The sequence below is a fragment of the Azohydromonas lata NBRC 102462 genome, assembly GCF_001571085.1.
GTDB classification, from domain to species: domain Bacteria; phylum Pseudomonadota; class Gammaproteobacteria; order Burkholderiales; family Burkholderiaceae_C; genus Azohydromonas; species Azohydromonas lata.
The window spans coordinates 61529-86287 of sequence record NZ_BCTC01000014.1 but is presented as its reverse complement, the minus strand read 5'-3'; the positions used below and the strand labels follow the sequence as shown (position 1 = coordinate 86287).

General features: G+C 69.1%; 21 protein-coding genes. 10 read left to right on the top strand and 11 right to left on the bottom strand.

What is annotated here, in order from left to right:
- Window positions 1-49: 49 nt before the first annotated feature.
- Both ALA01S_RS07690 and phbB read left to right on the top strand, forming a co-directional pair.
- A complete protein-coding gene (locus ALA01S_RS07690; protein WP_066334316.1) occupies window positions 50-1228 on the top strand; it encodes an acetyl-CoA C-acetyltransferase in 1179 nt (392 codons plus the stop codon).
- Between the two features lie 134 nt (window positions 1229-1362).
- Window positions 1363-2100, top strand: a complete 738-nt coding sequence (gene phbB / locus ALA01S_RS07685; protein WP_066334313.1) for an acetoacetyl-CoA reductase — start codon at window positions 1363-1365, stop codon at window positions 2098-2100.
- 124 nt (window positions 2101-2224) lie between these two features.
- Here phbB and ALA01S_RS07680 read toward each other — a convergent pair whose 3' ends face one another.
- The 5 genes from ALA01S_RS07680 to map form a co-directional block, all read right to left on the bottom strand.
- On the bottom strand, window positions 2225-2443 hold the full coding sequence (locus ALA01S_RS07680; protein WP_066334309.1) for a DUF2788 domain-containing protein: 219 nt from the start codon (window positions 2441-2443) through the stop codon (window positions 2225-2227).
- A gap of 116 nt (window positions 2444-2559) precedes the next feature.
- Window positions 2560-3348: a DUF2189 domain-containing protein gene (locus ALA01S_RS07675; protein WP_066334306.1), complete on the bottom strand. Its 789-nt coding sequence runs from the start codon at window positions 3346-3348 to the stop codon at window positions 2560-2562.
- Between the two features lie 51 nt (window positions 3349-3399).
- Window positions 3400-4461 carry a tRNA 2-selenouridine(34) synthase MnmH gene (gene mnmH, locus ALA01S_RS07670; RefSeq protein ID WP_066334303.1) on the bottom strand — a complete coding sequence of 354 codons (1062 nt, stop codon included), beginning with the start codon at window positions 4459-4461 and terminating at the stop codon, window positions 3400-3402.
- An 8-nt stretch (window positions 4462-4469) separates the two neighbouring features.
- Window positions 4470-7124, bottom strand: a complete 2655-nt coding sequence (locus ALA01S_RS07665; RefSeq protein WP_066334301.1) for a [protein-PII] uridylyltransferase — start codon at window positions 7122-7124, stop codon at window positions 4470-4472.
- A 41-nt stretch (window positions 7125-7165) separates the two neighbouring features.
- Complete coding sequence (map, locus tag ALA01S_RS07660; protein ID WP_066334299.1) at window positions 7166-7999, bottom strand: type I methionyl aminopeptidase; 834 nt, start codon at window positions 7997-7999, stop codon at window positions 7166-7168.
- A gap of 117 nt (window positions 8000-8116) precedes the next feature.
- Here map and purL point away from each other — a divergent pair, with 117 nt between their 5' ends.
- The 3 genes from purL (at window position 8117) to ALA01S_RS07645 (ending at window position 12924) form a co-directional block, all read left to right on the top strand.
- Window positions 8117-12103, top strand: coding sequence for a phosphoribosylformylglycinamidine synthase (gene purL, locus ALA01S_RS07655; RefSeq protein WP_066334296.1), 3987 nt, complete (start codon window positions 8117-8119; stop codon window positions 12101-12103).
- Window positions 12104-12299: 196 nt separating this feature from the next.
- Window positions 12300-12701 (top strand): cupin domain-containing protein, encoded by a 402-nt coding sequence (locus ALA01S_RS07650; protein ID WP_066334293.1) that lies wholly within the window; start codon window positions 12300-12302, stop codon window positions 12699-12701.
- A gap of 10 nt (window positions 12702-12711) precedes the next feature.
- Window positions 12712-12924, top strand: coding sequence for a SlyX family protein (locus ALA01S_RS07645; RefSeq protein WP_066334291.1), 213 nt, complete (start codon window positions 12712-12714; stop codon window positions 12922-12924).
- A gap of 154 nt (window positions 12925-13078) precedes the next feature.
- Here ALA01S_RS07645 and ALA01S_RS32630 read toward each other — a convergent pair whose 3' ends face one another.
- Window positions 13079-13450: a hypothetical protein gene (locus tag ALA01S_RS32630; RefSeq protein ID WP_157118808.1), complete on the bottom strand. Its 372-nt coding sequence runs from the start codon at window positions 13448-13450 to the stop codon at window positions 13079-13081.
- Between the two features lie 235 nt (window positions 13451-13685).
- On the opposite strand from ALA01S_RS32630, the gene ALA01S_RS07635 reads away from it, so the two are divergent.
- Entirely contained in the window at window positions 13686-15467 is a 1782-nt protein-coding gene (locus ALA01S_RS07635; protein WP_066334288.1) for a sensor domain-containing diguanylate cyclase, read from the top strand.
- Window positions 15468-15615: 148 nt separating this feature from the next.
- A complete protein-coding gene (locus ALA01S_RS07630) occupies window positions 15616-16434 on the top strand; it encodes a universal stress protein (RefSeq protein WP_066334286.1) in 819 nt (272 codons plus the stop codon).
- A gap of 146 nt (window positions 16435-16580) precedes the next feature.
- Here the strand turns inward: ALA01S_RS07630 and ALA01S_RS07625 are convergent, their stop codons facing one another.
- The 3 genes from ALA01S_RS07625 to ALA01S_RS07615 form a co-directional block, all read right to left on the bottom strand.
- Window positions 16581-18584, bottom strand: a complete 2004-nt coding sequence (locus ALA01S_RS07625; protein WP_066334284.1) for a peptidase U32 family protein — start codon at window positions 18582-18584, stop codon at window positions 16581-16583.
- A gap of 76 nt (window positions 18585-18660) precedes the next feature.
- Entirely contained in the window at window positions 18661-19245 is a 585-nt protein-coding gene (locus ALA01S_RS07620) for an NAD(P)H-dependent oxidoreductase (RefSeq protein ID WP_066334359.1), read from the bottom strand.
- A 73-nt stretch (window positions 19246-19318) separates the two neighbouring features.
- Window positions 19319-20455 (bottom strand): S1C family serine protease, encoded by a 1137-nt coding sequence (locus ALA01S_RS07615; protein ID WP_084267313.1) that lies wholly within the window; start codon window positions 20453-20455, stop codon window positions 19319-19321.
- 54 nt (window positions 20456-20509) lie between these two features.
- Here ALA01S_RS07615 and ALA01S_RS07610 point away from each other — a divergent pair, with 54 nt between their 5' ends.
- Genes ALA01S_RS07610 through ALA01S_RS07600 form a run of 3 tightly spaced genes read left to right on the top strand, consistent with a single transcriptional unit; the run spans window position 20510 to window position 22760 of the window.
- Window positions 20510-21238: an acetyltransferase domain-containing protein gene (locus ALA01S_RS07610; protein WP_066334281.1), complete on the top strand. Its 729-nt coding sequence runs from the start codon at window positions 20510-20512 to the stop codon at window positions 21236-21238.
- Window positions 21235-21978, top strand: a complete 744-nt coding sequence (gene rlmB, locus ALA01S_RS07605; RefSeq protein WP_066334279.1) for a 23S rRNA (guanosine(2251)-2'-O)-methyltransferase RlmB — start codon at window positions 21235-21237, stop codon at window positions 21976-21978. The genes ALA01S_RS07610 and rlmB overlap by 4 nt, the downstream gene beginning before the upstream one ends.
- A 26-nt stretch (window positions 21979-22004) precedes the next feature.
- A complete protein-coding gene (locus ALA01S_RS07600) occupies window positions 22005-22760 on the top strand; it encodes an SIR2 family NAD-dependent protein deacylase (RefSeq protein ID WP_066334277.1) in 756 nt (251 codons plus the stop codon).
- A gap of 330 nt (window positions 22761-23090) precedes the next feature.
- Here ALA01S_RS07600 and ALA01S_RS07595 read toward each other — a convergent pair whose 3' ends face one another.
- Window positions 23091-23642, bottom strand: coding sequence for an NUDIX domain-containing protein (locus ALA01S_RS07595; protein WP_066334273.1), 552 nt, complete (start codon window positions 23640-23642; stop codon window positions 23091-23093).
- Between the two features lie 161 nt (window positions 23643-23803).
- Entirely contained in the window at window positions 23804-24565 is a 762-nt protein-coding gene (locus ALA01S_RS07590) for a protease inhibitor I42 family protein (protein ID WP_066334271.1), read from the bottom strand.
- Window positions 24566-24759 lie beyond the last annotated feature (194 nt).

Below are 24759 nucleotides of genomic sequence, written 5' to 3'. Positions count from 1 at the left end.
GGGCTCACAGCTTTCGTCATTACCCGACCTTGACAACGAGGAGATACACATGACCGACATCGTCATCGTCGCCGCAGCCCGCACCGCCGTGGGCAAGTTCGGCGGCACGCTGGCCAAGATCCCGGCGCCTGAGCTGGGCGCTGCCGTGATCAAGGCCCTGCTGGAGAAGACCGGCGTGGGCGCCGACCAGATCGGTGAAGTCATCATGGGCCAGGTGCTGGCCGCCGGCGCGGGCCAGAACCCGGCTCGCCAGGCCATGATGAAGGCGGGCATCGCCAAGGAAACGCCGGCGCTGACCATCAACGCCGTGTGCGGCTCCGGCCTGAAGGCCGTGATGCTGGCGGCGCAAGCCATCGCCTGGGGCGACAGCGAGATCGTGATCGCCGGCGGCCAGGAAAACATGTCCGCCAGCCCGCACGTGCTGCAAGGCAGCCGCGACGGCCAGCGCATGGGCGACTGGAAGATGGTCGACACCATGATCAACGACGGCCTGTGGGACGTGTACAACAAGTACCACATGGGCATCACGGCCGAGAACGTCGCCAAGGCGCACGACATCACCCGTGAGCAGCAGGATGCCCTGGCCCTGGCCAGCCAGCAAAAGGCCACCGCCGCCCAGGAAGCCGGCAAGTTCAAGGACGAGATCGTTCCCGTTGCCATTCCGCAGCGCAAGGGCGATCCGGTGATGTTCGACGCCGACGAGTTCATCAACAAGAAAACCAACGCCGAAGCGCTGGCCGGCCTGCGCCCGGCCTTCGACAAGGCCGGTTCGGTGACCGCGGGCAACGCCTCCGGCATCAACGACGGCGCCGCCGCCGTGATGGTCATGTCGGCCGCCAAGGCCGAGCAGCTGGGCCTGAAGCCCCTGGCGCGCATCGCCAGCTTCGGCACCAGCGGCCTGGACCCCGCCACCATGGGCATGGGCCCGGTGCCGGCCACGCGCAAGGCGCTGGAGCGCGCCGGCTGGCAAGTCGGCGACGTGGACCTGTTCGAGCTGAACGAAGCCTTCGCCGCCCAAGCCTGCGCGGTGAACAAGGAACTGGGCGTGGACCCGGCCAAGGTCAACGTCAACGGTGGCGCCATCGCCATCGGCCACCCCATCGGCGCCTCCGGTTGCCGCGTGCTGGTGACGCTGCTGCACGAAATGCAGCGCCGCGACGCCAAGAAGGGCGTGGCCGCGCTGTGCATCGGTGGCGGCATGGGCGTGTCGCTGGCCGTCGAGCGCTGATCGGCTGACCGACCAAGGGCAGCCGCCGGAGCTGCCCGGGCGGCCGCCGCGCCCACGCGCGGGCGCGGCGCCGCTGAAGAATTCCCTGGAACACCACCAAGGGCCGCAGGACGGCCCAATGAAGGAGAGACGAGATGACTCAAAAACTCGCTTACGTGACGGGCGGCATGGGCGGCATCGGTACTTCGATGTGCCAGCGCCTGCACAAGGACGGCTTCAAGGTCATCGCCGGCTGCGGTCCGAGCCGCGACTTCCAGAAGTGGCTGGACGAGCAGAAGGCCCTGGGCTACACGTTCTACGCCTCGGTGGGCAACGTGGCCGACTGGGATTCCACCGTCGCCGCCTTCGAGAAGGTCAAGGCCGAGCACGGCACCGTGGACGTGCTGGTGAACAACGCCGGCATCACGCGTGACGGCCAGTTCCGCAAGATGAGCAAGGCCGATTGGCAGGCCGTGATGTCCACCAACCTGGACAGCATGTTCAACGTCACCAAGCAGGTGATCGACGGCATGCTGGACAAGGGCTGGGGCCGCGTCATCAACATCTCCTCGGTCAACGGCGAGAAGGGCCAGTTCGGCCAGACCAACTACTCCGCCGCCAAGGCCGGCATGCACGGCTTCTCCATGGCCCTGGCGCAGGAAGTGGCTGCCAAGGGCGTGACGGTCAACACCGTGAGCCCCGGCTACATCGCCACCGACATGGTCAAGGCCATCCGCCAGGACGTGCTGGACAAGATCGTCTCCACCATTCCCATCAAGCGCCTGGGCACCCCGGAGGAAATCGCCTCCATCGTGGCCTGGCTGGCGGGCGAGGAATCCGGCTTCACCACCGGCGCCGAGTTCAGCTGCAACGGCGGCCTGCACATGGGCTGACCAGGACCCAACCCGCGGCACTTCATGGGGCCGCGTTGGGCACGACAAAAGGCCGCGCTTTGCGCGGCCTTTTATTTGTCCCGGGGATACTGAAATACTTGGGCCGTGGCGGACAGTATTCTTGTTATTCCACGATGCCTGCCAAGAAATATTTGATCAGACCTTTTGCCGCGAAGCCCAGCAGGCCAAAGCCCAGAGCCAGGAACAGCACGAAGGTGCCGAATTTGCCCGCCTTGGATTCCCTCGCCAATTGAATGATGATGAACACCATGTACAGCATGAAGGCCGTGACGCCGACGGTCAGGCCCAGCTGGGCGATATTTTCCTCGTTGAATTCAAACATCTTGAGTTTTTAATGATTCGCTGCGCGGGCGGCTCCCAACAAACCACCCGGCCGGGCCATGAAAATCGGCCCGGCGAAAAGCATAAGGTCTGGGATGAATGGCTTGGATCAATTTCTCAAGGCATTTCGTCCCATACGGAGGTGTCCACCAGGTCGCGGTAGGCGTGCCAGCTTGAATGCGCCAGCCAGGGCATGACCACGATGAGGCCGAGCATGAAGGTCGCCATGCCCAACAGTGTGAGGCCCATGATCAGCGCGGCCCACAACGCCAGCGGCAGCGGGTGCTGCATGACCACGCGCCAGCTCGTGAACACGGCCACCATCACGCCCACGCGCCGGTCCAGCAGCATGGGCATGGCCACCACGGTGGAGGCGAACACGGGGGCGGCCATCACGCCGCCGAGCATCAGCCAGGCCTCGAACAGCCGGCTTTCGCCCAGCACCACGTGCACGATGAAATCCAGCGGCGTGCGCAGCGGCGCGGGGGAGAAGGTCTGCAGGAAGGACGCGGACGTCATGACCCAGCCCGTGCCGGCGAAGGCCAGCAGCAGGCCGAAGACGATGAGCCGCCCGTCGTCCGGCTTCCACGCGCGCAGCGCGGTGGCCAGCGTGGCCGGCTGCTTGCGGTAGAGCGCGCGGCTCACGGCGTACAGCCCCGTGGCCAGCAGCGGCGCCACGAGCAGGAAGCCCGAGAACGCACCGGCCAGCAGCCAGACATGCTCTTTCGCGAGCACGGCCAGCAACGCGCCGAACAGTGCCATGGCCACGCCATGTGCCAGCCCGGGCCCGGGCGCTCGCCGCAAGTCCTGCCAGCCGCGGGCCAGCCAGCCCAGCGGGCGCAGCAAGGGAATGGGCCGCACGCCAAAGCGTCGCGACTGTTCTACGGCGGGTTCGAAGGTTCGCATACGTGGAGAGGCGACTGTCGCCGAAGTGGGCACACCCCACTTTAAGCCGCCTCAAGCCTGCGAAAGCAACTCCCGCGCGGCGGCTTCCAAACTCTCGTCGCCTCCGTCACGCAAGGCCAGCCGCGGCGCCTGCGCCAAATGGCGGAAATGCCGGTCCATGGAGCGCAAGTACAGCGGGTCGTAGTGCTCGCGCATCATCTCGGCGAAGACCCCGGCCCAATCGCCCGCGCGCGCCTGGCGCTGCCAGTGCTGCACGGTGTCGCGGCCACGCAACTCGACGAGGCCGTCTATGAGGCGGCAAAAACGCTCGGGGTCGGCAGCGAAGAAACCGTATTCCTGCAGCAGCAACTCCACGCGGGCGGCCTCGTCCATCTCGACCACGGTGCAGCGGCCGTGCTCGCGCAGCCGCAGCATGAGCGCGTCGGGCACGCGCACGTTGCCCACCTTCTGGCTTTCGCTTTCCACGAACACGGGCCGCGCCGGGTCCAGCGCCCGCAGCGCCTGCCACAGCAGGGTGTCGAAGCGCTTTTGCGGCGGCTGCGGCTGGTTGGGCAGCCCGCCGAGCACGGAGCCGCGGTGGCAGGCCAGGGCTTCGAGGTCCAGCACCTGCGCGCCTTGCTCGCGCAGCGCCTGCAGCAGCCGCGTCTTGCCGCTGCCGGTGCGCCCGGCCAGCACGTGGAACTCCAGGCGCACGGGCAGCACGTCCAGGTCTTCCCGCACGAGGTTGCGGAAGGCCTTGTAGCCGCCGGCCAGTTGCTGGGTGCGAAAGCCGATCTGCGACAGGAACCAGGCCAGGCTCCCCGAGCGCTGCCCGCCGCGCCAGCAATACACCAGCGGGCGCCACTCGCGCGGCTTGTCGGCCACGTGGCGCTCGATGTGCTGCGCCACGTTGCGCGCCACCAGCGCCGCGCCCACCTTGCGGGCGTGCAGGGCGGAAACCTGCTTGTAGAGCGTGCCCACGAGGCGGCGCTCGCCGTCGTCCAGCACGGGCCAGTTCTCGGCGCGGGGCAAGAAGTCCTCGGCGAATTCGCCGGGCGAGCGCGCGTCTATGACGCTGTCGTACTCGCCCAAGCGCTCGGCGGCCTCGCGGACCTCCACGATGGTCAGTGACATGGCAAAACTCAGGTGGGCAGCGGCGCCGCGGCGTCGAGCAGCTCGCTTTCGATCTGCAGCTGCTTGCGCGCGTGCTGCAGCTCGTGGCCGTCCACGAGGAAGGTGTCTTCCACGCGCTCGCCCAGGGTGCTGATCTTGGCGAGCTGCAGGTTGATGTGGTGGGCTGCCAGCACGCGCGCGATGGCGTAGAGCAGCCCGGAGCGGTCGCTGGTGCTCACGCTCAGCAGCCAGCGCTGCGCGCGCTCGTCCGGGCGCAGCGACACGCGCGGCACCACCGGGAAGGATTTCACCCGGCGCGACACCCGGCCGCGGCTGGGGTCGGGCAGCGGGCCGCTGGCGCGCAGCGCGGCGGTGAGCTGCGTTTCCACCAGCGAGGTCAGGTCGCGGTAGCTGGCCGAGCCGGGCTCGTCCAGGCGCGGGTGGACGACCTGGAAGGTGTCCAGCGCGTAGCCGCTGCGCGTGGTGTGGACCTTGGCGTCCTGGATGTTGAAGCCCGCGCTGTCGAAGTAGCCGCACAGCCGGGCGAAGAGGTCCGGCTTGTCCGGCGCATAGACCAGCACCTGCAGGCCTTCGCCTATGGGCGAGGGGCGGGCACGGACCACGGGCTCGGGGCTGGCGACGTGGCGCCAGAGGGCGCGTGCGTGCCAGGCGATCTCGGCGGCGTCGTGGCGGGCGAAGTAGCTGACCTCCAGCGTCTTCCACAGCGGGCCCTCGGTGCCGGGCAGTTGCGAGGCCAGTGCCAGCAGCGAGCGGGCCTCGGCCTTGCGGGCCTCGATCTCGGCCTCCTGGCAGGGCTTGGCGCCGCCCAGGGCGCGCAGCGTGAGGCGGTACAAGTCCTCCAGCAGCTTGCCCTTCCAGGCGTTCCAGACCTTGGGGCCCGTGCCGCGGATGTCGGCCACGGTGAGCAGGTACAGCGCCGTGAGGCTGCGCTCGTCGCGCACCTTGGCGGCGAAGGCGTGGATGACGTCGGGGTCGGAGAGGTCTTCCTTCTGCGCCACGCGGCTCATGCCCAAGTGCTCGGCGACGAGGAATTCGCACAGCCGCGCGTCCTCCTTGTCCAGGCCGTGCTCGCGGCAGAAGCGGCGCACCTCGGTGGCGCCCAAGGTGGAGTGGTCGCCGCCGCGGCCCTTGGCCACGTCGTGGAAGAGGGCGGCGATGTAGAGCACCCAGGGGCGCTCGAACTGCAGCGCCAGTTGCGAGCAGAAGGGGTACTCGTGCGCGTGCTCCGGCATGAAGAAGCGGCGCACGTTGCGCAGCACCATGAGGATGTGCTGGTCCACGGTGTAGACGTGGAACAGGTCGTGCTGCATCTGGCCCACGATGCGGCGGAACACCCACAGGTAGCGGCCCAGCACCGAGCTCTGGTTCATGAGCCGGAAGGTGCGCGTCTGGCCTTCGGGCGCCTGCAGGATGCGCATGAAGGTGGCGCGGTTGACCGGGTCGCGGCGGAAGTTGCCGTCCATCAGCCCGCGGGCGTTGTAGAGCGCGCGCCAGGTGCGCGCCGACAGGCCCTTGATGCCCACTTCGCGCTGGAAGATGGCGAAGGTTTCCAGGATGGCGTGAGGGTCGCGCTCGTAGAGGTCGTCGCTGGCGACTTCCAGCATGCCCGCGCGCGAGAGGAAGCGCTCGTCGATGGGCCGCATGGGCGCGTCGCGCGAGCCCTGGATCTGCTCTTCCATGTTGAGCAGCACGATCTGATTGAGCTGCACCACGGCCTTGGCGGCCCAGTAGTAGCGGCGCATCAGCGATTCGGAGGCGCGCTGCATGCGCGTGCCGCGATGGCCGAAGCTCTCGGCCACGGCGGTCTGCAGGTCGAACACCAGGCGGTCCTCGCGGCGGCCGGCCACCATGTGCAGCCGCGCGCGTATGAGCTTCAGCGTGCCCTCGTTGCGCTGCAGTTGCTGCGCCTCGAAGGGCGTGAGCAGCCCGTTGGCGGCCATGGCGCGCCAGGTGCGGCCCAGCCCGGCGCCCAGCGCCACCCAGCGCAGCACCTGCAGGTCTCGCAGGCCCCCCGGGCTTTCCTTGCAGTTGGGCTCCAGGGCGTAGGGCGTGTCCTCGTACTTGACGTGGCGCTGGCGCATCTCCAGCGTCTTGGCGCGCAGGAAGGCCTTGGCGTCCACCGCGGCGTCGGCGTCCTTGCGGAACTGGTCGAACAGCTTCCTTGGGCCGCAGATCAGGCGCGACTCCAGCAGCGAGGTCTGGATGGTGACGTCGCGCTGGGCCTCGGCCACGCACTCGTCCAGCGTGCGCACGGAGGAGCCGATTTCCAGGCCGATGTCCCAGCACGCGGTGATGAAGCGCTCCACCGCCTCGCGCCATGCCTGCAGCGGGGCGCAGCCCGGGGCGCCGCTGGCCGGCGCGTCGCACAGCGCGCAGCCGTTGGGCAGCAGCAGCAGCACGTCCACGTCGGAGTACGGGAACAGCTCGCCGCGGCCGTAGCCGCCCACGGCCACCAGCGCCGCCTCGTCCGGCAGCCCGCACTGCTTCCACAGCTCGCAAAGCGTAGCGTCCACGTGGCGCGCCAGCCCGCTGAGCAGCCGCGTGGCGGCGGGCACGCTTGGGCGGGCGCTGCGGAACTCGTCGATCAGCGCGGCCTTGCCGCTGCGGAATTGCTGGCGCAGCGCCGCCGTGGAGTTGGGCGGCGGGCTCAAGGTCGCGGACATCGGCGGAACTGCGGCGGAAGCTGGAGGGGCTGCAGGATGACTCAGGCCGCGGCCGCGGGCTGCTTCACGAAGGCCGGCGGCGGCGGCGAACCCGCGGAAAGCGTGAGGATTTCGTATCCCGTCTCGGTCACGAGCACCGTGTGCTCCCATTGGGCGGAGAGCGAGCGGTCCTTGGTGACGATGGTCCAGCCGTCGTAGCGGCCGCCCTTGCGGTCCTCTTTGATCTCGCGTCGGCCGGCGTTGATCATGGGCTCGATGGTGAACACCATGCCGGGCACCAGCTCCTCCAGCGTGCCCGGGCGCCCGTAGTGCAGCACCTGGGGCTCCTCGTGGAACTTCTTGCCGATGCCGTGGCCGCAGAACTCGCGCACCACGCTGAAGCCCTGGCCCTCGGCGAAGACCTGGATCACGTGGCCGATGTCGCCCAAGCGCGCGCCGGGACGGACTTTTTCAATGCCCTTCCACATCGCCTCGTAGGTGATGGTGCACAGCCGCCGCGCGGCGATGGTGCCATCGCCCACGATGAACATGCGGCTGGTGTCGCCGTGCCAGCCGTCCTTGATGACGGTGACGTCGATGTTCACGATGTCGCCGGTCTTGAGCACCCGCTCGCCGGGCACGCCGTGGCAGACCTGCTCGTTGATGGAGGTGCAGACCGACTTGGGGTAGGGCGGGTAGCCGCTGGGCTGGTAGTTCAGCGGCGCGGGAATGGCCTGCTGCTCGTGCACGATGTGGTCGTGGGCCAGCTTGTCGAGCTCGCCGGTGGTGATGCCCGGGCGCACGTGCGGCGTGAGCATGTCCAGCACTTCGGACGCCAAACGGCCTGCGATGCGCATGCCTTCGATGTCGGCCGCGCTCTTGATGGAGATCGTCATGGCGGGGGATTATCTCACCCCCCTCTAAAATCACGGGTTTGCACGTACCTGACGCCCTGTTGCGCTCAGGTGCAGCCCTGGCGGCCTTGGGCCCCCTAACGACGCGAGCTCCCCAGCGTGACCAGCAAACACCTGTTTTCCTTCGAGGGCGGCAATGCCCTGTCGTCCTTCCGCGCCCAAGCGCTGCTGCAGCGGCTGCAAGCCGTCAGCCCCCGCATCACCGGCGTGAGCGCACGCTTCGTGCACTGGGCCTGGTCGGACGCGCCGCTGTCCGGCGACGCCCACGCCAAGCTGGCCGCGCTGCTGGACTACGGCAGCGCCTACGCGGGCGAGGCCGCCGGCGCCCTGGTGGTGGTCATGCCGCGCCTGGGCACGGTGTCGCCCTGGGCCTCCAAGGCCACCGACATCGCGCACAACTGCGGCCTCTCGCTGCACCGCGTGGAGCGCGTCACCGAGTACCGCCTCACGCTCAAGAGCGGCCTGCTGGGCGGCGTGAAGCCGCTGGAGGCGCGCGAGCTGCAGGCAGCCGCGCTGCTGCTGCATGACCGCATGACCGAGAGCGTGGCCTTCGAGCGCGAGGCCGCCGCGCACCTCTTCGACGAGCGCGCCGCCGAGCCGCTGGCGCACGTGGACGTGCTGGGCCGCGGCCGCGCCGCGCTGGAGCAGGCCAACGGCGAGTTCGGCCTGGCGCTGTCCGAGGACGAGATCGACTACCTGGTCAAGGCCTTCACCGGCTTGCAGCGCAACCCCAGCGACGTCGAGCTGATGATGTTCGCGCAGGCCAACTCCGAGCACTGCCGCCACAAGATCTTCAACGCGGAATTCATCATCGACGGCGAGCCGCAGCCGCTGTCGATGTTCGGGATGATCCGCAACACCGAGAAGCTCAACCCGCAGCACAGCATCGTCGCCTACAGCGACAACGCCGCCGTGATGGAAGGCGGCCCGGTGGAGCGCTGGCTGCCCGCGGGCTTCACCGACGCCCCGCGCTACGAGGCCCGCCAGGAAACGGCCCACGTGCTGATGAAGGTGGAGACGCACAACCACCCCACGGCCATCTCTCCCTTCCCCGGCGCCTCCACGGGCGCGGGCGGCGAGATCCGTGACGAAGGCGCCACCGGCCGCGGCTCCCGCCCCAAGGCGGGCCTGGCCGGCTTCAGCGTTTCCAACCTGAACCTGCCCGGCACCAACGAGCCCTGGGAGCAGAACCCGGTGGGCAAGCCCGAGCACATCGCCAGCCCGCTGCAGATCATGACCGAGGGGCCGCTGGGCGGCGCCGCGTTCAACAACGAGTTCGGCCGTCCCAACCTGGCCGGCTACTTCCGCGTCTACGAGCAGACCGTGGACGGCGTGCGCCGCGGCTACCACAAGCCCATCATGATCGCCGGCGGCCTGGGCACCATCAGCGACGGCCAGACGCACAAGCTGCCGTTCGGCGCCGGCACGCTGCTGGTGCAGCTGGGCGGCCCGGGCATGCGCATCGGCATGGGCGGCGGCGCCGCCAGCTCCATGGCCGCGGGCACCAACACCGCGTCGCTGGACTTCGATTCCGTGCAGCGCGGCAACCCGGAAATCGAGCGCCGCGCCCAGGAAGTCATCAACCATTGCTGGTCGCTGGGCGAGGGCAACCCCATCCTGGCCATCCACGACGTGGGCGCGGGCGGCATCTCCAACGCCTTCCCCGAGCTGGTGGACGGCGCCGGCAAGGGCGCGACCTTCGACCTGCGCAAGGTGCCGCTGGAGGAGTCCGGCCTGGCGCCCAAGGAAATCTGGTGCAACGAAAGCCAGGAGCGCTACGTCCTGGCCCTGAACCCGGCGCTGCTCTCCACCTTCGAGCAGATGTGCGAGCGCGAGCGCTGCCCGTTCGCCGTCGTGGGTGTGGCCACCGACGACCGCGAGCTGATCCTGGAGGACGGCCCCGCGGGCGAGCGCGCCATCGCCATGCCCATGGACGTGCTGCTGGGCAAGCCGCCCAAGATGCAGCGCGACGTCAAGCGCGTGCCGCGCCAGGCCGCGCCGCTGGACCTCTCGGACGCCACGCTGGACCAGGCTGCCTTCGACGTGCTGCGCCACCCGACGGTGGCCTCCAAGCGCTTCCTCATCACCATCGGCGACCGCACCGTGGGCGGCCTGTCGCACCGCGACCAGATGGTCGGCCCCTGGCAGGTGCCCGTGGCCGACTGCGCCGTGACCCTGGCCGACTACGCCGGCCTGCGCGGCGAGGCCATGAGCATGGGCGAGCGCACGCCGCTGGCTTCGGTCGATGCGCCGGCCTCCGGCCGCATGGCCGTGGCCGAAGCGGTGCTCAACCTGCTGGCCGCGCCCATCGAGCTGTCGCGGGTGAAGCTGAGCTGCAACTGGATGGCCGCCTGCGGCGAGCCCGGCGAGGACGCCGCGCTGTACGACACCGTCAAGGCCGTGGGCATGGACATCTGTCCGGCGCTGGGCATCGGCGTGCCCGTGGGCAAGGACAGCCTGTCCATGCGCACCCGCTGGAGCGATGCCGGCGGCGAGACGAAGCAGGTGGTGGCCCCCGTCTCCCTGATCGTCTCGGCCTTCGCCACGCTGGACGACGTGCGCGGCACGCTCACGCCGCAGCTCCAGGAGGGGGAAACCACGCTGCTGCTGGTGGACCTGTCCGAGGGCAGGAACCGCATGGGCGGCTCCATCCTGGCGCAGACGCTCAACCAGTTCGGCGACGCCGTGCCGGACCTGGACCAGCCTGAACAGCTCAAGGCCCTGGTGTCGGCCGTCAACAAGCTGCGCGCCGAAGGCAAGCTGCTGGCCTACCACGACCGCAGCGACGGCGGCCTGTGGGCGGCGGCCTGCGAAATGGCCTTTGCCGGCCACCGCGGCGTGAGCCTGAACGTGGACCTGCTGGTCACGGAAGGCGACGGCATCACCGACAGCCGCGCCGACCACGGCGACGCCAAGAACTGGGCCACGCACGTCAGCGCCCGCCGCAACGAGCTCACGCTCAAGGCGCTCTTCAACGAAGAGCCCGGCGTGCTGCTGCAGGTCAAGCGCTCTGACCGCGACGCCGTGATCGCCGTGCTGCGCGAGTTCGGCCTGAGCCGCCACAGCCACGTGGTGGGCACGCCCAACGACCGCGGCGTGATGGAGGTGTGGCGCGACACGAAGACCGTGTTCACCGCCCCGCTGCGCGAGCTGCACCAGGCCTGGGACGACGTGAGCTGGCGCATCGCCCAGCAGCGCGACAACCCGGCCTGTGCCGACGCCGAGCACGCCGCCGCCGGCGCGCAGGACGACCCCGGCCTGCACCTGAGCCTCACGTTCGACCCGGCCGAGGACATCGCCGCCCCGTTCCTGAACCTGGGCGCGAAGCCCAAGGTCGCCATCCTGCGCGAGCAGGGCGTGAACTCGCAGGTGGAGATGAGCTACGCCGTGGCGCACGCCGGCTTCGAGAGCTACGACGTGCACATGAGCGACCTGCTGGCCGGCCGCACCACGCTGGACCAGTACCAGGGCTTCATTGCCTGCGGCGGCTTCAGCTACGGCGACACCTTGGGCGCTGGCGAAGGGTGGGCTCGCACGATCATGTTCCACCCGGAGCTGGCCGAGCAGTTCGCCGCCTTCTTTGGCCGCAACGAAACCTTCGCGCTGGGCGTGTGCAACGGCTGCCAGATGATGGCCGCCCTGGCGCCCATCATCCCGGGCGCGCAGGCCTGGCCCAAGTTCACGCGCAACAAGAGCGAGCAGTTCGAGGCGCGGCTGAGCCTGGTGGAAGTGCTGGACAGCCCGTCCGTGTTCCTGCAGGGCATGGCCGGCAGCCGCGCGCCCATTGCCGTGTCGCACGGCGAGGGCTTCGCGGACTTCTCGCAGCGCGGCGACGAGGGCGCGGTGGTGCGCGCCATGCGCTTCGTGGACCACCACGGCCAGCCGACCGAGCAGTACCCGCTCAACCCCAACGGCAGCCCCGGCGGCCTGACGGCGGTGACCACGGCCGACGGCCGCTTCACGGCCATGATGCCGCACCCCGAGCGCGTCTTCCGCAACGCGCAGATGAGCTGGAGTGGCGCAGGCGTGGAGGGCGCCAGCCCCTGGATGCGCATGTTCCGCAACGCGCGCAAGTGGGTGGGCTGACCGCCTGACCGGCCGGCTACAAAGGCCGGCTGCCATGTGCTTGTAGGAGGCCCGCTGGCGGGCCGAACCGCAGGCATGCCGGCCCTTTCGACGGGGGCACGCCTGCGCATCCATTCGGCCCGCCAGCGGGCCTCCTGCGGCGGCGCCTCCGCTGGCGAACACAATGCCGGCTTCCGCGTCCCGCTGGAGCGCCGCCATGTCCGACACCGTTCAACCCGCCGTGCAGGCCGTGCGTCCCGACCGCGAGGTCATGACCACGCAGCGCCTGCCGTACTTCACCGGCCTGTCCGGCCAGACCGTGGGTGCCACGGGGCTGGCGATGCACCTGGTGGTCATCCCGCCCGGTGCCTCCTCGCAGCCGCACGTGCACGTCGGCTACGAGACCGGCATCTACGTGCTGCAGGGCCGGGTGGAGACGCGCTGGGGTGAGCAGTTGGAGCACTCGGTGGTGAGCGAGGCGGGCGAGTTTCTCTACGTCCCGCCCGGCGTGCCGCACCAGGCCTTCAACCTGAGCGCCACCGAGCCCGCGCGCGCCGTGGTGGCGCGCAACGACGCGGCCGAGGCCGACAAGGTGCAACCCTGGCCGCCGGCCGAATGATTTTTTGTCCATGGACCAAGACGACACCGAACGCCGCCTGGAGGCGCTGGAAATCAAGGCCAGCTTCGCTGAAGACCTGCTCGACGAGCTCAACGCCACCGTGGCACGCCAGCAGATGCAGATCCTTCACCTCATGCAGCAGCTGCGCGCGCTGCAGGAGCAGTTGCCCTCCGCAGGGGCGGCGCCGCGCAGCCTGCGCGACGAGCTGCCGCCGCATTACTGAGCTGGCGTTTTGCAGACGCCGCATCGTTCAGAAATCTGAACGATGGCGCCCAAGGAATGGCGTGCTGGTGGGCACGAAAGTGAACGACAGGCGCCCGCCGCGAGGGCGCCAGGCGGGGCGCCGCCGATACGGCGCCCCGAAGGCCTGAGCCCCTTCAGCCCCGGTCGGCCCGCGCCGCACGCGCGGGTGCCGTGCTGCTGCCGTTCATGCCCGTGCCCGCTCCCGTGGTGCTCCCGGTGCTGGAGCCGGTCGCAGCGCTGCTGGTATCGCGGTTCGTGCCCGGCGTCACCGCATCGGCCGTGGCGTTGGCGGCGCGGCCGGCCTTGTCGGCGGCGGACTCGCCCGTGCGCGTGACGGTCGCCGTGTCCGATCGCGGCACGGCCTTGTCCATGGCCTCCTTGGCGGTGGAGGGCGACACGCCGACGCTGGTGTCCGGCGTGGTGGGCGTGGTGTTCTGGGCCAAGGCGACGCCGCAAGCGGCGGCCAGGCTCAACGACAGCAGGGTGGATCTGTAAATGCTTGCCATGTCTGTTTCCTTGCTGGGTGGGGATGCAGCCTGGATGGCAACCCCCATGCCGCCCGGGTAACAAAGCCCCGGCATGCTGCGGCCGGCGTGCATGAAGTCACGCCTGAACTTTTTTCGTGGCGCCCCTTGCGTGTAAGCACCACTGCAGTGGCCGCCCGGCGTGTCGAAGCTGCAGCCAAGCCTGGTACGGCCTATGCCGGTACGACACCAGGACCCAGGAGACAAGACTTCGCCCATGGAGCAGATCGCAAGCTTCTTCGACACGCTGGACGATTTGAACGAGCTGCTGTCCTCCCCCGCGCTGCGCGGCAAGGTCGCGCGCTCGCGCAGCGTGCTGGCGCAGGTGTTCGTTTCCAGCAGCGGCGGCTCCCTGGCGCAGGCCGCGGCCGCGCGCGTGGCCGCGCTGGAGGGGCGCGTGGTCGTGGTGGGCGCCAGCACCTGCGGCGAGATCTGCGGGGGCCGCGCGCGCTCGGCCAGCAACGTGCTGTCGCTGCTGCTGTTCGATGCGGCCGAGCTGCGCGCCGAGGCCTACGCCGCCACGCCGGGCAGCGAGGCGGCGCTGGCCGGGCGCATCGCCGAGGGCATCGCCCGCGCGGGCGACGCGCCGCTCAAGGGCGTGCTGCTGCTGTCCACCTCCGGCACCGTGGAGGCCGGTGCGCTGCTGCGGGCGCTGCACGGCCGCCTGCCGGGCCTGCCGCTGTTTGGCGCGGGCGCCGGCGACGGCCTGGAGCAGGGCCGCACCGTCGTGCTGTGCGGCACGCGTACGCTGGAGGCGGGCTGCATTGCCGTGGGCCTGTACGGCCACGCGCTGGAAGTGATGCGCCAGACCTACCTGGGCTGGGAACCCATGGGCAAGCGCATGCGCGCCACGCGCGCGGCCGGCTGCGTCATGCACACCATCGACGACCAGCCCGCCATGGAGGTCTACCGCCACTACCTGGGCATAGAGGGCAACGACAGGCTGTTCCACAACGCCATGGAGTTCCCCTTCCTGGTCGAGCGCGAGGGCGAGCTGCTGGCGCGCGTGCCGCACAAGGCGCTGCCGGACGGCGCCATCGAGTTCATAGGCGACGTGCGCGAGGGCGAGGAGCTGCGCTTCGGCTACGCCAACGTGGACGGCATCCTGGCGCGCGCCCGCGGCACGCAGGCCGAGGTGCGGGCCTTCGAGCCCCAGGCCATCCTTTTCTACTCGTGCATCTGCCGCTACTTCGTGATGCAGAAGGACGTGGAGCTGGAGCTGCGCCCCTACGAGGCCATGGCGCCCACGGCCGGCTTTTTTACTTACGGCGAGTTCTGCGACCTGGGCAGCAGCAGTCCCATGATGACGTCCACGCTGCTGGTGGTGGCGCTGCGCGAAGGCGCGGGCCAGGGCGGTGTGCCGCAGGCGCCCATGGCGGGCGCGCCGGCCGCGGCCCTGTGCGAGAGCAGCCACTCGCGCATCCTCTCGCGCTTCCAGCACTTCGTCCGCGCCATTGCCGGCGACCTGGAGCGCGCCAACGACGAGCTGCTCGCCCTGGCCGAGCACGACGCGCTCACCGGCCTGGTCAACCGGCGCAAGCTGCAGGCGCTGCTGGCCGCCGAAGCGCTGCGCGCCCGGCGCCACGGCGACGACTTTTGCGTGCTGCTGGGCGACATCGACCACTTCAAGCACATCAACGACAACTTCGGCCACGAGGCGGGCGACGCGGTGCTGCGCCTGGTGGCCCACACGCTGGCTTCGCAGGTGCGCGGCGTGGACACGGTGTGCCGATGGGGCGGCGAGGAGTTCGTGGTGCTGCTGCCGCAGACCCACCTGGAGGAGGCGATGCAGTGCGCCGAGCGGCTGCGCCGCTGCGTCGAGGCGCTGTACGACGAGGGCGATTCGCCGCTGCCGCGCCGGGTGACGCTGTCCCTGGGCGTGGCCGCCTATCCGCGGCATGGCGACGTGCAGACCCCGCTGCTGGCCGCCGCCGACAAGGCGCTGTACGAGGCCAAGCATGGGGGGCGCAACCAGGTGCGAGCCGGGCAGGACGCCTGACCCCGCATTTCCCGAAACGAACGGCTGGCGCCGGCCAGCGCAATACGGGCTTTCAAGCCTGTCCGTGGGCTCCCCTTGCCCGCAGGCTTGCGCGCTGCGGCGCGCAGTGCAGGCGCCGCGGCCACTTCACCCCTCGGGAGCCCATGCCATGAAATCCATCGCCTCCATCCTGCTGCACCTGGACGCCGCGCCGCAAAGCCGCGACCGCCTGGCCCTGGCCTGCCGCCTCGCGCAGCGCCTGGACGCCGGGCTGCTGGCCCTCTATGCCGCCGCGCCCAGCGCCTCGTCCCTCATGCCACTGCCCTTGGGCGGCGGCGGGCTGACCATGGAAGACGTGCAGCGCGACGAGCGCCGCCGCGCCCAGGCGCGCGCCTGGTTCGAGGAGGCCGCCGCCTCCGGCCCGCCGCGCTTGAACTGGTCCGAGCTGCACGCCACGGCGCCCGGGGCGGAAGCGTTTTCCAGGCAGGCGCTGCTGCACGACCTGGTGATCGTCGGCCAGCAGGACCCGGACGCCGCGGACGACGCCGGCGTGGCCGAGGATTTCCCGGAGCAGGTGGTCATAGACAGCGGCCGCCCGGCGCTGGTGGTGCCTTTCGCGGGGCGCTTCCAGGACGTGGGCCGGCGCGTGGTGGTGGCGTGGAAGGCGTCGCGCGAGTCGGCGCGGGCCGTGTCCGCGTCGCTGGCACTGCTGCAGCCCGGGGCACAGGTGCACGTGCTGTCCTGGGGCGGCGACCCGACGGAGCTGCGCCCGCTGCTGCAGCACCACGGCGTGGAGGCGCAGTTCCACTCCGAAGGCGGCGACGAGGGCCAGGTGGGCGAGCTGCTGCTGTCGCGCGCCGCGGACCTGGGCGCGGACCTGATCGTGATGGGCTGCTACGGCCGCAGCCGCACCCGCGAGCGGCTGTTGGGCGGCGCCAGCCGCTCGGTGTTCGGCGCCATGACGGCGCCGGTGCTGATGTCGCATTGAGGCGGCTGGCCGGCGGATAGCGCTCCGCCGTCAGCCTGTAGGAGGCCCGCTCGCGGGCCGAATGGCAGCCGGGTCAGTGTTCGGCCCGCGAGCGGGCCGCCTGCAAGCGCTTTGCCGGCCGCCTTTGCTGGGGGCGATCCGCCCGCTCAGCGCCCCTGCGCCCCCGGCCGCGTCTTGTAGAACTGCAGGGGCACGGCCTTCAGGCTCGCCTTCTCGGCCGCGCGGGCCTGCTGCAGCACGTTCTTCTTGATGCGGCCCACCACGTGCATCTCGCAGGGCTTGCAGTCGAAGCGCAGCGTCAGCACCTCGTCGCCGTGCGTGATGGTCAGCGGCTCGGCCCGCACCGTGCCCTGCACACCCGTCACGCCCTTGGCCTGCTTGGGGCACAGGCTCAGGGAGAAGCGCACGCAGTGCTTGGTGATCATCAGGCTGGACTCGCCCAGGGCCTCGTGGCTTTCATAGGCCGCCTCCACCAGCTTCACGCCGTGCTTCACGTAGAAGTCGTGCGCCTTGCGGTTGTAGACGTTGGCCAGATACGACAGCGTGTCCTCGGGGTAGGGCACGGGCGGCTCCACGCGCGCGGCGGGCAGGAGCCGCTCGCGGCAGGCCTCGCGCTCGGCCTCCAGCGCGGCCACGGCGTCGCGGCGCAGCGCGTTCAGGAAACCGGCCGGGACGAACCACGGCTTTGACAGGCGCAGCGTCACTTCCCGCGGCTCGAAGACGGTCGCGCCCAGCTTGGCGAGCTGCTCGCGCAACTGCGGCTCCACGCGCTCGGCATGCTGCGCGCGCTCGTGCGCATGGCCGGCCTCCACGCGGGCGTAGTGGCCGTCCTCGTCGGTGAGGGACAGGGCGAAGCCGCCGGCCGTCTCCTCGAAGTGCATGTCCACGGCGATGCGGCGGTCCGACGACTTCTTCTTCAGCAGCCGCTCCCAGGCCATGTCGCGGTTGCGCTGCAGCACGGTGTCGCGGCGCAAGTCCTTGAGCTGCGCCACCGGCTCCTTGGGAAACACGCGCCAGCGCCGCGCCGCCGCGTCCAGCAGCTCCACGGTGTTGACCTGCACGCCCTGCAGCTCCTGCTGCAGGTCGAACCACGTGATGGAGTCGCCGTTGTTGAGGTCGCCCACGCCTTCGTCCAGCACGACGTCCACGCTGTCCTTGGCGAGTTTCACCACGTAGCCCAGCGGCAGCCCGGCGTGCTTGGGCGTGTCGAAGGCGCCTATGTCGTCCTGGCGGCCGTTGACGAAATAGTCCGTGGCACCGCGGTTGAAATTGCGGTCGGGGTCGGGCTCGAACAAGAAGCTCGTCCGGCCGCTGGAGGCGCGGGCCAGCTCCGGCCGCTGCTCCAGCACTTCGTCCAGCAGCTTGCGGTAATGGGCGGTGATGTTCTTCACGTAGCCCATGTCCTTGTAGCGGCCCTCGATCTTGAAGCTGCGCACGCCCGCGTCCACCAGCGCGGCGAGGTTGGCGCTCTGGTTGTTGTCCTTCATGGAGAGCACGTGCTTGTCGTGCGCCACGATGCGGCCCTGCGTGTCCGTCACCGTGTAGGGCAGCCGGCAGGCTTGGCTGCAGTCGCCGCGGTTGGCGCTGCGGCCGGTGAAGGCGTGGCTCACGTAGCACTGGCCGCTGTAGGCCACGCACAAAGCGCCGTGGATGAAGAACTCCACGACGGTCTCGCGCGGCAGCGCGTCGGCCACGGCGCGTATCTGCGGCAGCGTCAGCTCGCGGGCCAGGACGATCTGCGCGAAGCCGGACTCGGCCAGGAACTTCGCCTTCTCCACCGAGCGGATATCGCACTGCGTGCTGGCGTGGAGCTGCAGCGGCGGCAGGTCCAGCTCCAGCAGGCCCATGTCCTGGACGATGAGGGCGTCGGCCCCGGCGTTGTAGACGTCCCAGGCCATGCGGCGGGCGCCTTCGAGCTCGTCGTCGCGCAGGATGGTGTTGAGGGTGACGAAGATCTTGGCGCCGTAGCGGTGGGCGTGGCGGGTGAGGCGCTCGATGTCCTGCACGGGGTTGCCGGCGGAGGCGCGGGCGCCAAAGCCCGGGCCGCCGATGTAGACGGCATCGGCCCCATGGTTCACGGCCTCTATGCCGATGTCGGCATCGCGGGCGGGGGCGAGAAGCTCAAGTTGACGGGATCGGGGCGCGCTCATAGGGCGCGCATGGTAGCGGCGCGGCCCCGGGCCTCCGGCGTACCGGGGATTGACGGCGGCGCGGGCCGTGACTTGTTCAGCCTGCCTGTTGCCCCATGCGCTCCAGCTTGATGAGCCACTCGCCGCGCTGCTTGTCGCTCAGCTCCCCGATGCGCCCAACCAGCGTTTCATGGATGGGCGCGATGCCCACGAAGCCCAGGATGTTGCGCTCCAGCGACTTCAGGCTGTGGGCGCGGAAGTAGAAGCGGTAGATCAGCGCCGGCATGCCCATGGTCACCACCACGCGGGCGGATCGGCCGGTCAGCCCCTTGTTGGCCAGCGGGTTCTTGCCGTCGGGGTGGAAGGCGAAGCCCGGCCGCGCCACCTGCTCCAGAAAGCCTTTCAGGAGCGCCGGCATGCCCCCCAGCCACAGCGGGAAGAAGATGACGATGTGCTGCGCCCACCCGATGGCGTTCTGCGCATCGACCAGCCCCGGCGGCAGCAGCCCCTCCATCCATTGCGTGGGACTGCGCAGCATGGGGAAGTCCAGCTCGGCCACGTCGATGTGGCGCACGTCGTGGCCGTGGTCCTCGGCGCCGCGGGCGTAGGCGTCGGCCAGGGCGTGGTTGAAGTGGCGTTCGCTGGCGTCGGGGTGGCCCTGGAGGATGAGGATGCGCGTCATGCCCGCCATGCTGGCAGGGATGCCGGGGCTTCTTGCCGGCCCCCGTCAACACGCGCTGGGGGATTCTCCCGGGTCAGGCCTCGCCGGCCGCCAGCTTCACGCTCACCTGCCGCGTGCGCCCGGAGCGCCACACCGACAACGTCACGGTGTCGCCGCTCTGGAAGCGCTCCAGCTCGTTGAGCAGGTCGTCGAAGTCTTCCACCGGCGCGCCGTTGACGGCCGTGATCACGTCCCCCGCCGTGATGCCGCCGGCGGCAGCGCGCGCAAAGGGCTGCAGCCCCGCGCGCTGCGCCGGCCCGCCCGGGGTGACGCGCAGCAGCGCCACGCCCTTGGGCAGTTTCAGCGCCTCTTGCAGCTGCCGCGTGCCGGCGGCGATGCCCAGCGAGGGCCGCTCTATGCGCCCGTCGCGGATGAGCCGCGGGACGATGCGGTTGACCTCGTCCACCGGAATGGCGAAGCCGATGCCGGAGCTGCCGCCGCTTGGGCTGTAGATGGCGGTGTTGACGCCTATGAGCCGCCCGGCCGAGTCCAGCAGCGGGCCGCCGGAGTTGCCGGGGTTGATGGCGGCGTCGGTCTGGATGACGCCGCGGATGGTGCGCCGCGTCACGGACTCGATCTCGCGGTTCAGGGCGCTGACGATGCCGGTGGTCATGGTCTGGTCCAGGCCGAAGGGGTTGCCTATGGCGTAGACCTTCTGGCCCACCAGCAGGTCGCGGCTGCTGCCCACGGGAATGGCCGGCAGCTTGCCCTTGGGCGCCTCTATGCGCAGCACGGCCAGGTCGCGGTCGGGGAAGGCGCCCACCAGCTCGGCGCGGTAGGTGGACTGGTCGCTGAGCGTGACGCGCGCGCCGCTGGCTTCCTGGATGACGTGGAAGTTCGTGACGACGTGCCCCGCGTCGTCCCAGATGAACCCCGTGCCCGTGCCCGTGGGCACCTGCGAGACGTTGAGCGAGAACATGTCGCGCTGCAGCGCCAGGCTCGTGATGTTCACCACCGAGGGGGAGACGCGCTTGAACACGTCGATGTGGTTGCGCTCGTCCGCGTCCAGCGGCCCGCGCGGCGTGATGGGCCGCGGCAACGCCTGCGGGCGCTCCTTCTGGGCCCGCGCCACGGCGGGCGGCAGGCCCAAGCCCAGCGCGCAGGCGCCCAACAGCAGGCCCTGCAGCACGGCACGGCGGGGTTGAAGCGGAAGAGGGTGCGACGGCTTCATGCGCAACGAATCGTGAACGGCGGGAGGGCGATGATAAGGATCGGCAGGGCTACGATGCCCGCCATGCCGCCGCTGCACCGCTACGAACGACTCGACGCCCTGCGCGGGCTCGCCATGCTCTGGATGGCAGCCTTCCACTTCAGCTTCGACTTGAATTTCTACAAGCTGCTGCCGCCGCAGAACTTCTACAACGATCCGTTCTGGACGCTGCAGCGCACCGCCATCGTGAGCCTGTTCCTGCTGTGCGCGGGCGCCTCGCAGACGCTGGCGCACGAGGCCGGGCAGGGCGCGCGGCGCTTCTGGCGGCGCTGGGCGCAGATCGCGGCGTGCGCGCTGCTGGTGTCGGCCGGCTCGTGGTTCATGTTCCCGCGGAGCTGGATTTCATTTGGCGTGCTGCACGGCATGGCGGTGATGCTGATCCTGGCCCGCGCGCTCTCGCCCCTGGGCCCGCGCTGGCTGGCGCCGCTGGGCGTGGGGGCCGTGCTGTTGCCGCGCTTCGTGCAAAGCCCGCTGTTCGACAACCGCTGGCTGAACTGGACGGGGCTGGTGACGCATAAACCCGTCACCGAGGACTACGTGCCCGTGCTGCCCTGGCTGGGCGTGATGCTCATTGGCCTGGCGCTGGGCCAGTGGCTGCTGGCGCACCGGCGCGAGGTGATGGCCGGGCCACTGCCGCGGGGGCTGGCGCCGCTGGCCGTGCTGGGCCGCTGGCCGCTGAGCTTCTACATGGTTCACCAGCCGGTGCTGATTGGGCTGACCGTGGCGGCGACAATGCTGCGATGAGCTCTTCTTCCAACAAGTTGCTGTTCGGCTTCCATGCCGTGACGGTGCGCCTCAAGACGGCGCCTGAATCCATCACCGAGATCCACGTCGATGCCACGCGGCGCGACGCCCGCATGCGCCAGTTCGTGGAGCGCGCCAAGGAGGCCGGCGCCAAGCTGATCGAGAGCGACGACGAGCGCCTGTCCAAGATCAGCGGCACGCACCGCCACCAGGGCGTGGTGGCGCGGGTGCAGGCGCTGGCGCAGCAGCACTCGCTGGACGACGTGCTGGACGACGTGGACGGCGCGCCGCTGCTGCTGGTGCTGGACGGCGTGACCGATCCGCACAACCTGGGCGCCTGCCTGCGCGTGGCCGACGGTGCCGGCGCGCACGCGGTGGTCGCCCCCAAGGACCACGCCGTGGGCCTGAACGCCACGGTGGCCAAGGTGGCCAGCGGCGCCGCCGAAACGGTGCCCTACCTGATGGTCACGAACCTGGCGCGCACGCTCAACGAGCTCAAGGAGCGCAACGTCTGGGTGGTGGGCACAGCGGAAGACGCCGAGAAGACCCTCTACGAGGTGGACTTCAAGGGCCCCGTCGCCCTGGTGCTGGGCGCCGAGGGCCCCGGCATGCGCCAGCTCACGCGCAAGACCTGCGACCAGCTGGTCCGCATCCCCATGCAGGGCGCCGTTGAGAGCCTGAACGTTTCCGTGGCCGCCGCCGTGTGCCTGTACGAGGCGCGGCGCCAGCGCGGAGCCTGAATGGTGTGACCGGAGGAGGCGGCGCCATGGACGAGCACACCCGGCGCGACGTGGCCGACCTCCGCGTGCGGCTCTTGGCTGCGCAGAAGGTCTGTGTGCTGACGGGGGCGGGCATGTCGGCCGAAAGCGGCATCCCCACCTTCCGCGACGCGCAGACGGGTTTATGGGCGAAGTTCGACCCCATGCAGCTCGCCAGCGAGGCGGGCTTCAGAAGCGATCCGCGCCTGGTCTGGGACTGGTACGAACACCGCCGCGAAGGCGTGCGCCGCGCGCTGCCCAACGCCGGCCACCTGGCGCTGGCCGGCTACGCGCGCCGCCGCCCGGGGCGGCTCACGCTCATCACGCAAAACGTGGACGACCTGCACCAGCGCGCCGGCAACACGGACGCGCTGCGGCTGCACGGCGACATCCTGCTGGACCGCTGGCTGGAGCGTTGCACGCACCAGCCGTCGCTGCTGGACGTTTCCTCTGCCGTGCCCGGCCGCCCGCCCAAGTGCCCGCACTGCGCTAACCTCGTGCGCCCGGGCGTGGTGTGGTTCGGGGAGCAGTTGCCGGACGGGGTCATGGAAGCCGCCGAGCAGGCTGCATTTGAATGCGACGTGATGCTGGTGGTCGGCACCTCAGGCGCCGTCTGGCCCGCCGCCGGTTTGGCCCAGGTCGCGCGCGAGGCCGGGGCGCATGTGGCGATATTGAATCCGCAGGAAAGCGCTATTGATGGGGAGGCGCATTTGATATTGCGGGGGACGGCGGCGGGGGTATTGCCTGGGGTATTCGCTGAATAATTGATTTGATCGGTGTGAGGGCTGCTCGGATCTAAGCTGCCCTTTGCCTTGCTCAAAAATAACGTCCAGATTAATTTATGGACGTCAGCCGTCAGCCGTCAGCCGTCAGCCGTCAGCCGTCAGCCGGATCGTAGCGCCTCCCGATTCGTCATTCCCGCGAAGGCGGGAATCCAGGCGGTCCCCAAGCTGGCCGTAAGCTGAAAAATTGGAATATCAGAACCGAATGGTGCAGTCTGCCTGCTAAATTTCTGCATTTTGATGTGGGGCCGCCTGGATTCCCGCCTTCGCGGGAATGACGGGCTGGGGTGCGAAGCATTCTGGCTCGCGAAGTTAAATCAACCCCTTCACCTTCAACATCCCCACCACCGCCAGCGTCGTCCCATCCTGAATCACTCCTTCCCGCAGCATTCTTTCAAATTCCTCCAAGGCAAAAAGCCGGCACACCAGCCCGGCCTCCTCGGCGTCCAATTGCTGCCCGGCCTGTTGCAAATCCGTGGCGAGGAAGACGTTGCAGCGCTGCGTGCACAAACCGTAGGCGATGAACATGGAGCCGACGAATTGCATCTGGCCGGCGATCAGGCCGGTTTCCTCGCGCAATTCACCGCGGGCAACTTCCTCCGGTGATTTGCTGGGGTCGTCCTCCCACGCGCCCTGCGGCAATTCCCAATACCGGCCGCCGACGGGATAGCGGAACTGTTCGACCAGGTAAATGTGCCCGTCCTGAATCGCGACGATGGCGGCGAAATCCGCCCGCTCCACCACGCTGTAAATGCCGGGGCTGCCGTCGGCGCGGATGATGGCGTCCTCGCGCAGCTTGATCCAGCGGTTTTCATAGACCAGCCGCGAGGCGGTGCAGGTGATTTCAGGGCGGTCGTCCGTCATGCGCTGTGGCTCCAGGGGCAGTGAATCTGAGCCTGAAGTTTGACCGAGGCGGCGGGTGGCCAGGATCAAAGGGGCTGGCTTTGAAATATGGGCATTTCAAAAGTATGGCGCGGTGGTTTTTCCGCGCTGTTTCTGCGCTCTGGTGTGGGACCGCCCACGACTTATTCACTGACAACGAGATACTTGACCTCAGCCAGAACCTTCTCCGGCTCCCAGAGGCGGGATTTCTTGAAGGTCAGCGTCGTCCGGCCGCTGGACGAGGTCCAGAATGAGAACCGTGCCGTCCCGGAGCTGCCATCCACCGCTTGATCATCCGGCACGAGACGCTCGCCAATCAATTCAACCACCGGCCGGTCTGAAATCGCGGCCAGGGCCCAGGCATGGGTTGTCAAATTCTTGAGCCTCAGCTCGATGTCGAATTTCCTGGCCGGCATGCTGTCAACGGGAATACAGGCATCCGTGACGCTCAAATTGATCGGGCCGTCTTCAAAAGGATATCCCGCCAAGGCGTGGCCCTTCACGATCACCGGTTTGCCGACATAATTATCCAGCTTGATGATATCGCTCTGCAGGGCGTATAAAAGCTTGCCGGTCACATCGTGGAGCGCATGCGTGCCATAGGGAATGGACGGGTCTTCCAGCAGCTTCAAAATGCCTTCGGACGTATCGCCGGGATTACTGACGGCGCTGGAGTCATCTCCAGGCATCACGCTCACGACAATAAACTGTTCCCGCCCGTCCGTCAGCCGTATATTGCTGCGATAACCCACAATAAGAACGAATTTTCGAAGAAAAATATCCAAATACACGTCGTTGCTGGACAGGACGAACACGGCTCCGCCGTCCGCAGACCGCAGAATATGGCGGCCAACCTTCCTGTCTTCACCGGCGTTGGGTTCAATAATTCCAGAAATGGTTTCCATGAGCCCGCTCGGGGAATGTGGTTTGGTTTTCCTTCTGCAAGGTGGGAACCGGTTCGGCGAGGCTGCTATTGAGTGCCCAACGACGAGGCGGCCGAGAAAAGCGTGACGTAAGTCACGGTTTCCGTGGCGTGGACGCCTGCTTCGGCAGGCTGTCGCCATGGCCGGCGCTGCGGGGGCGTGGCGGCATGGAAATG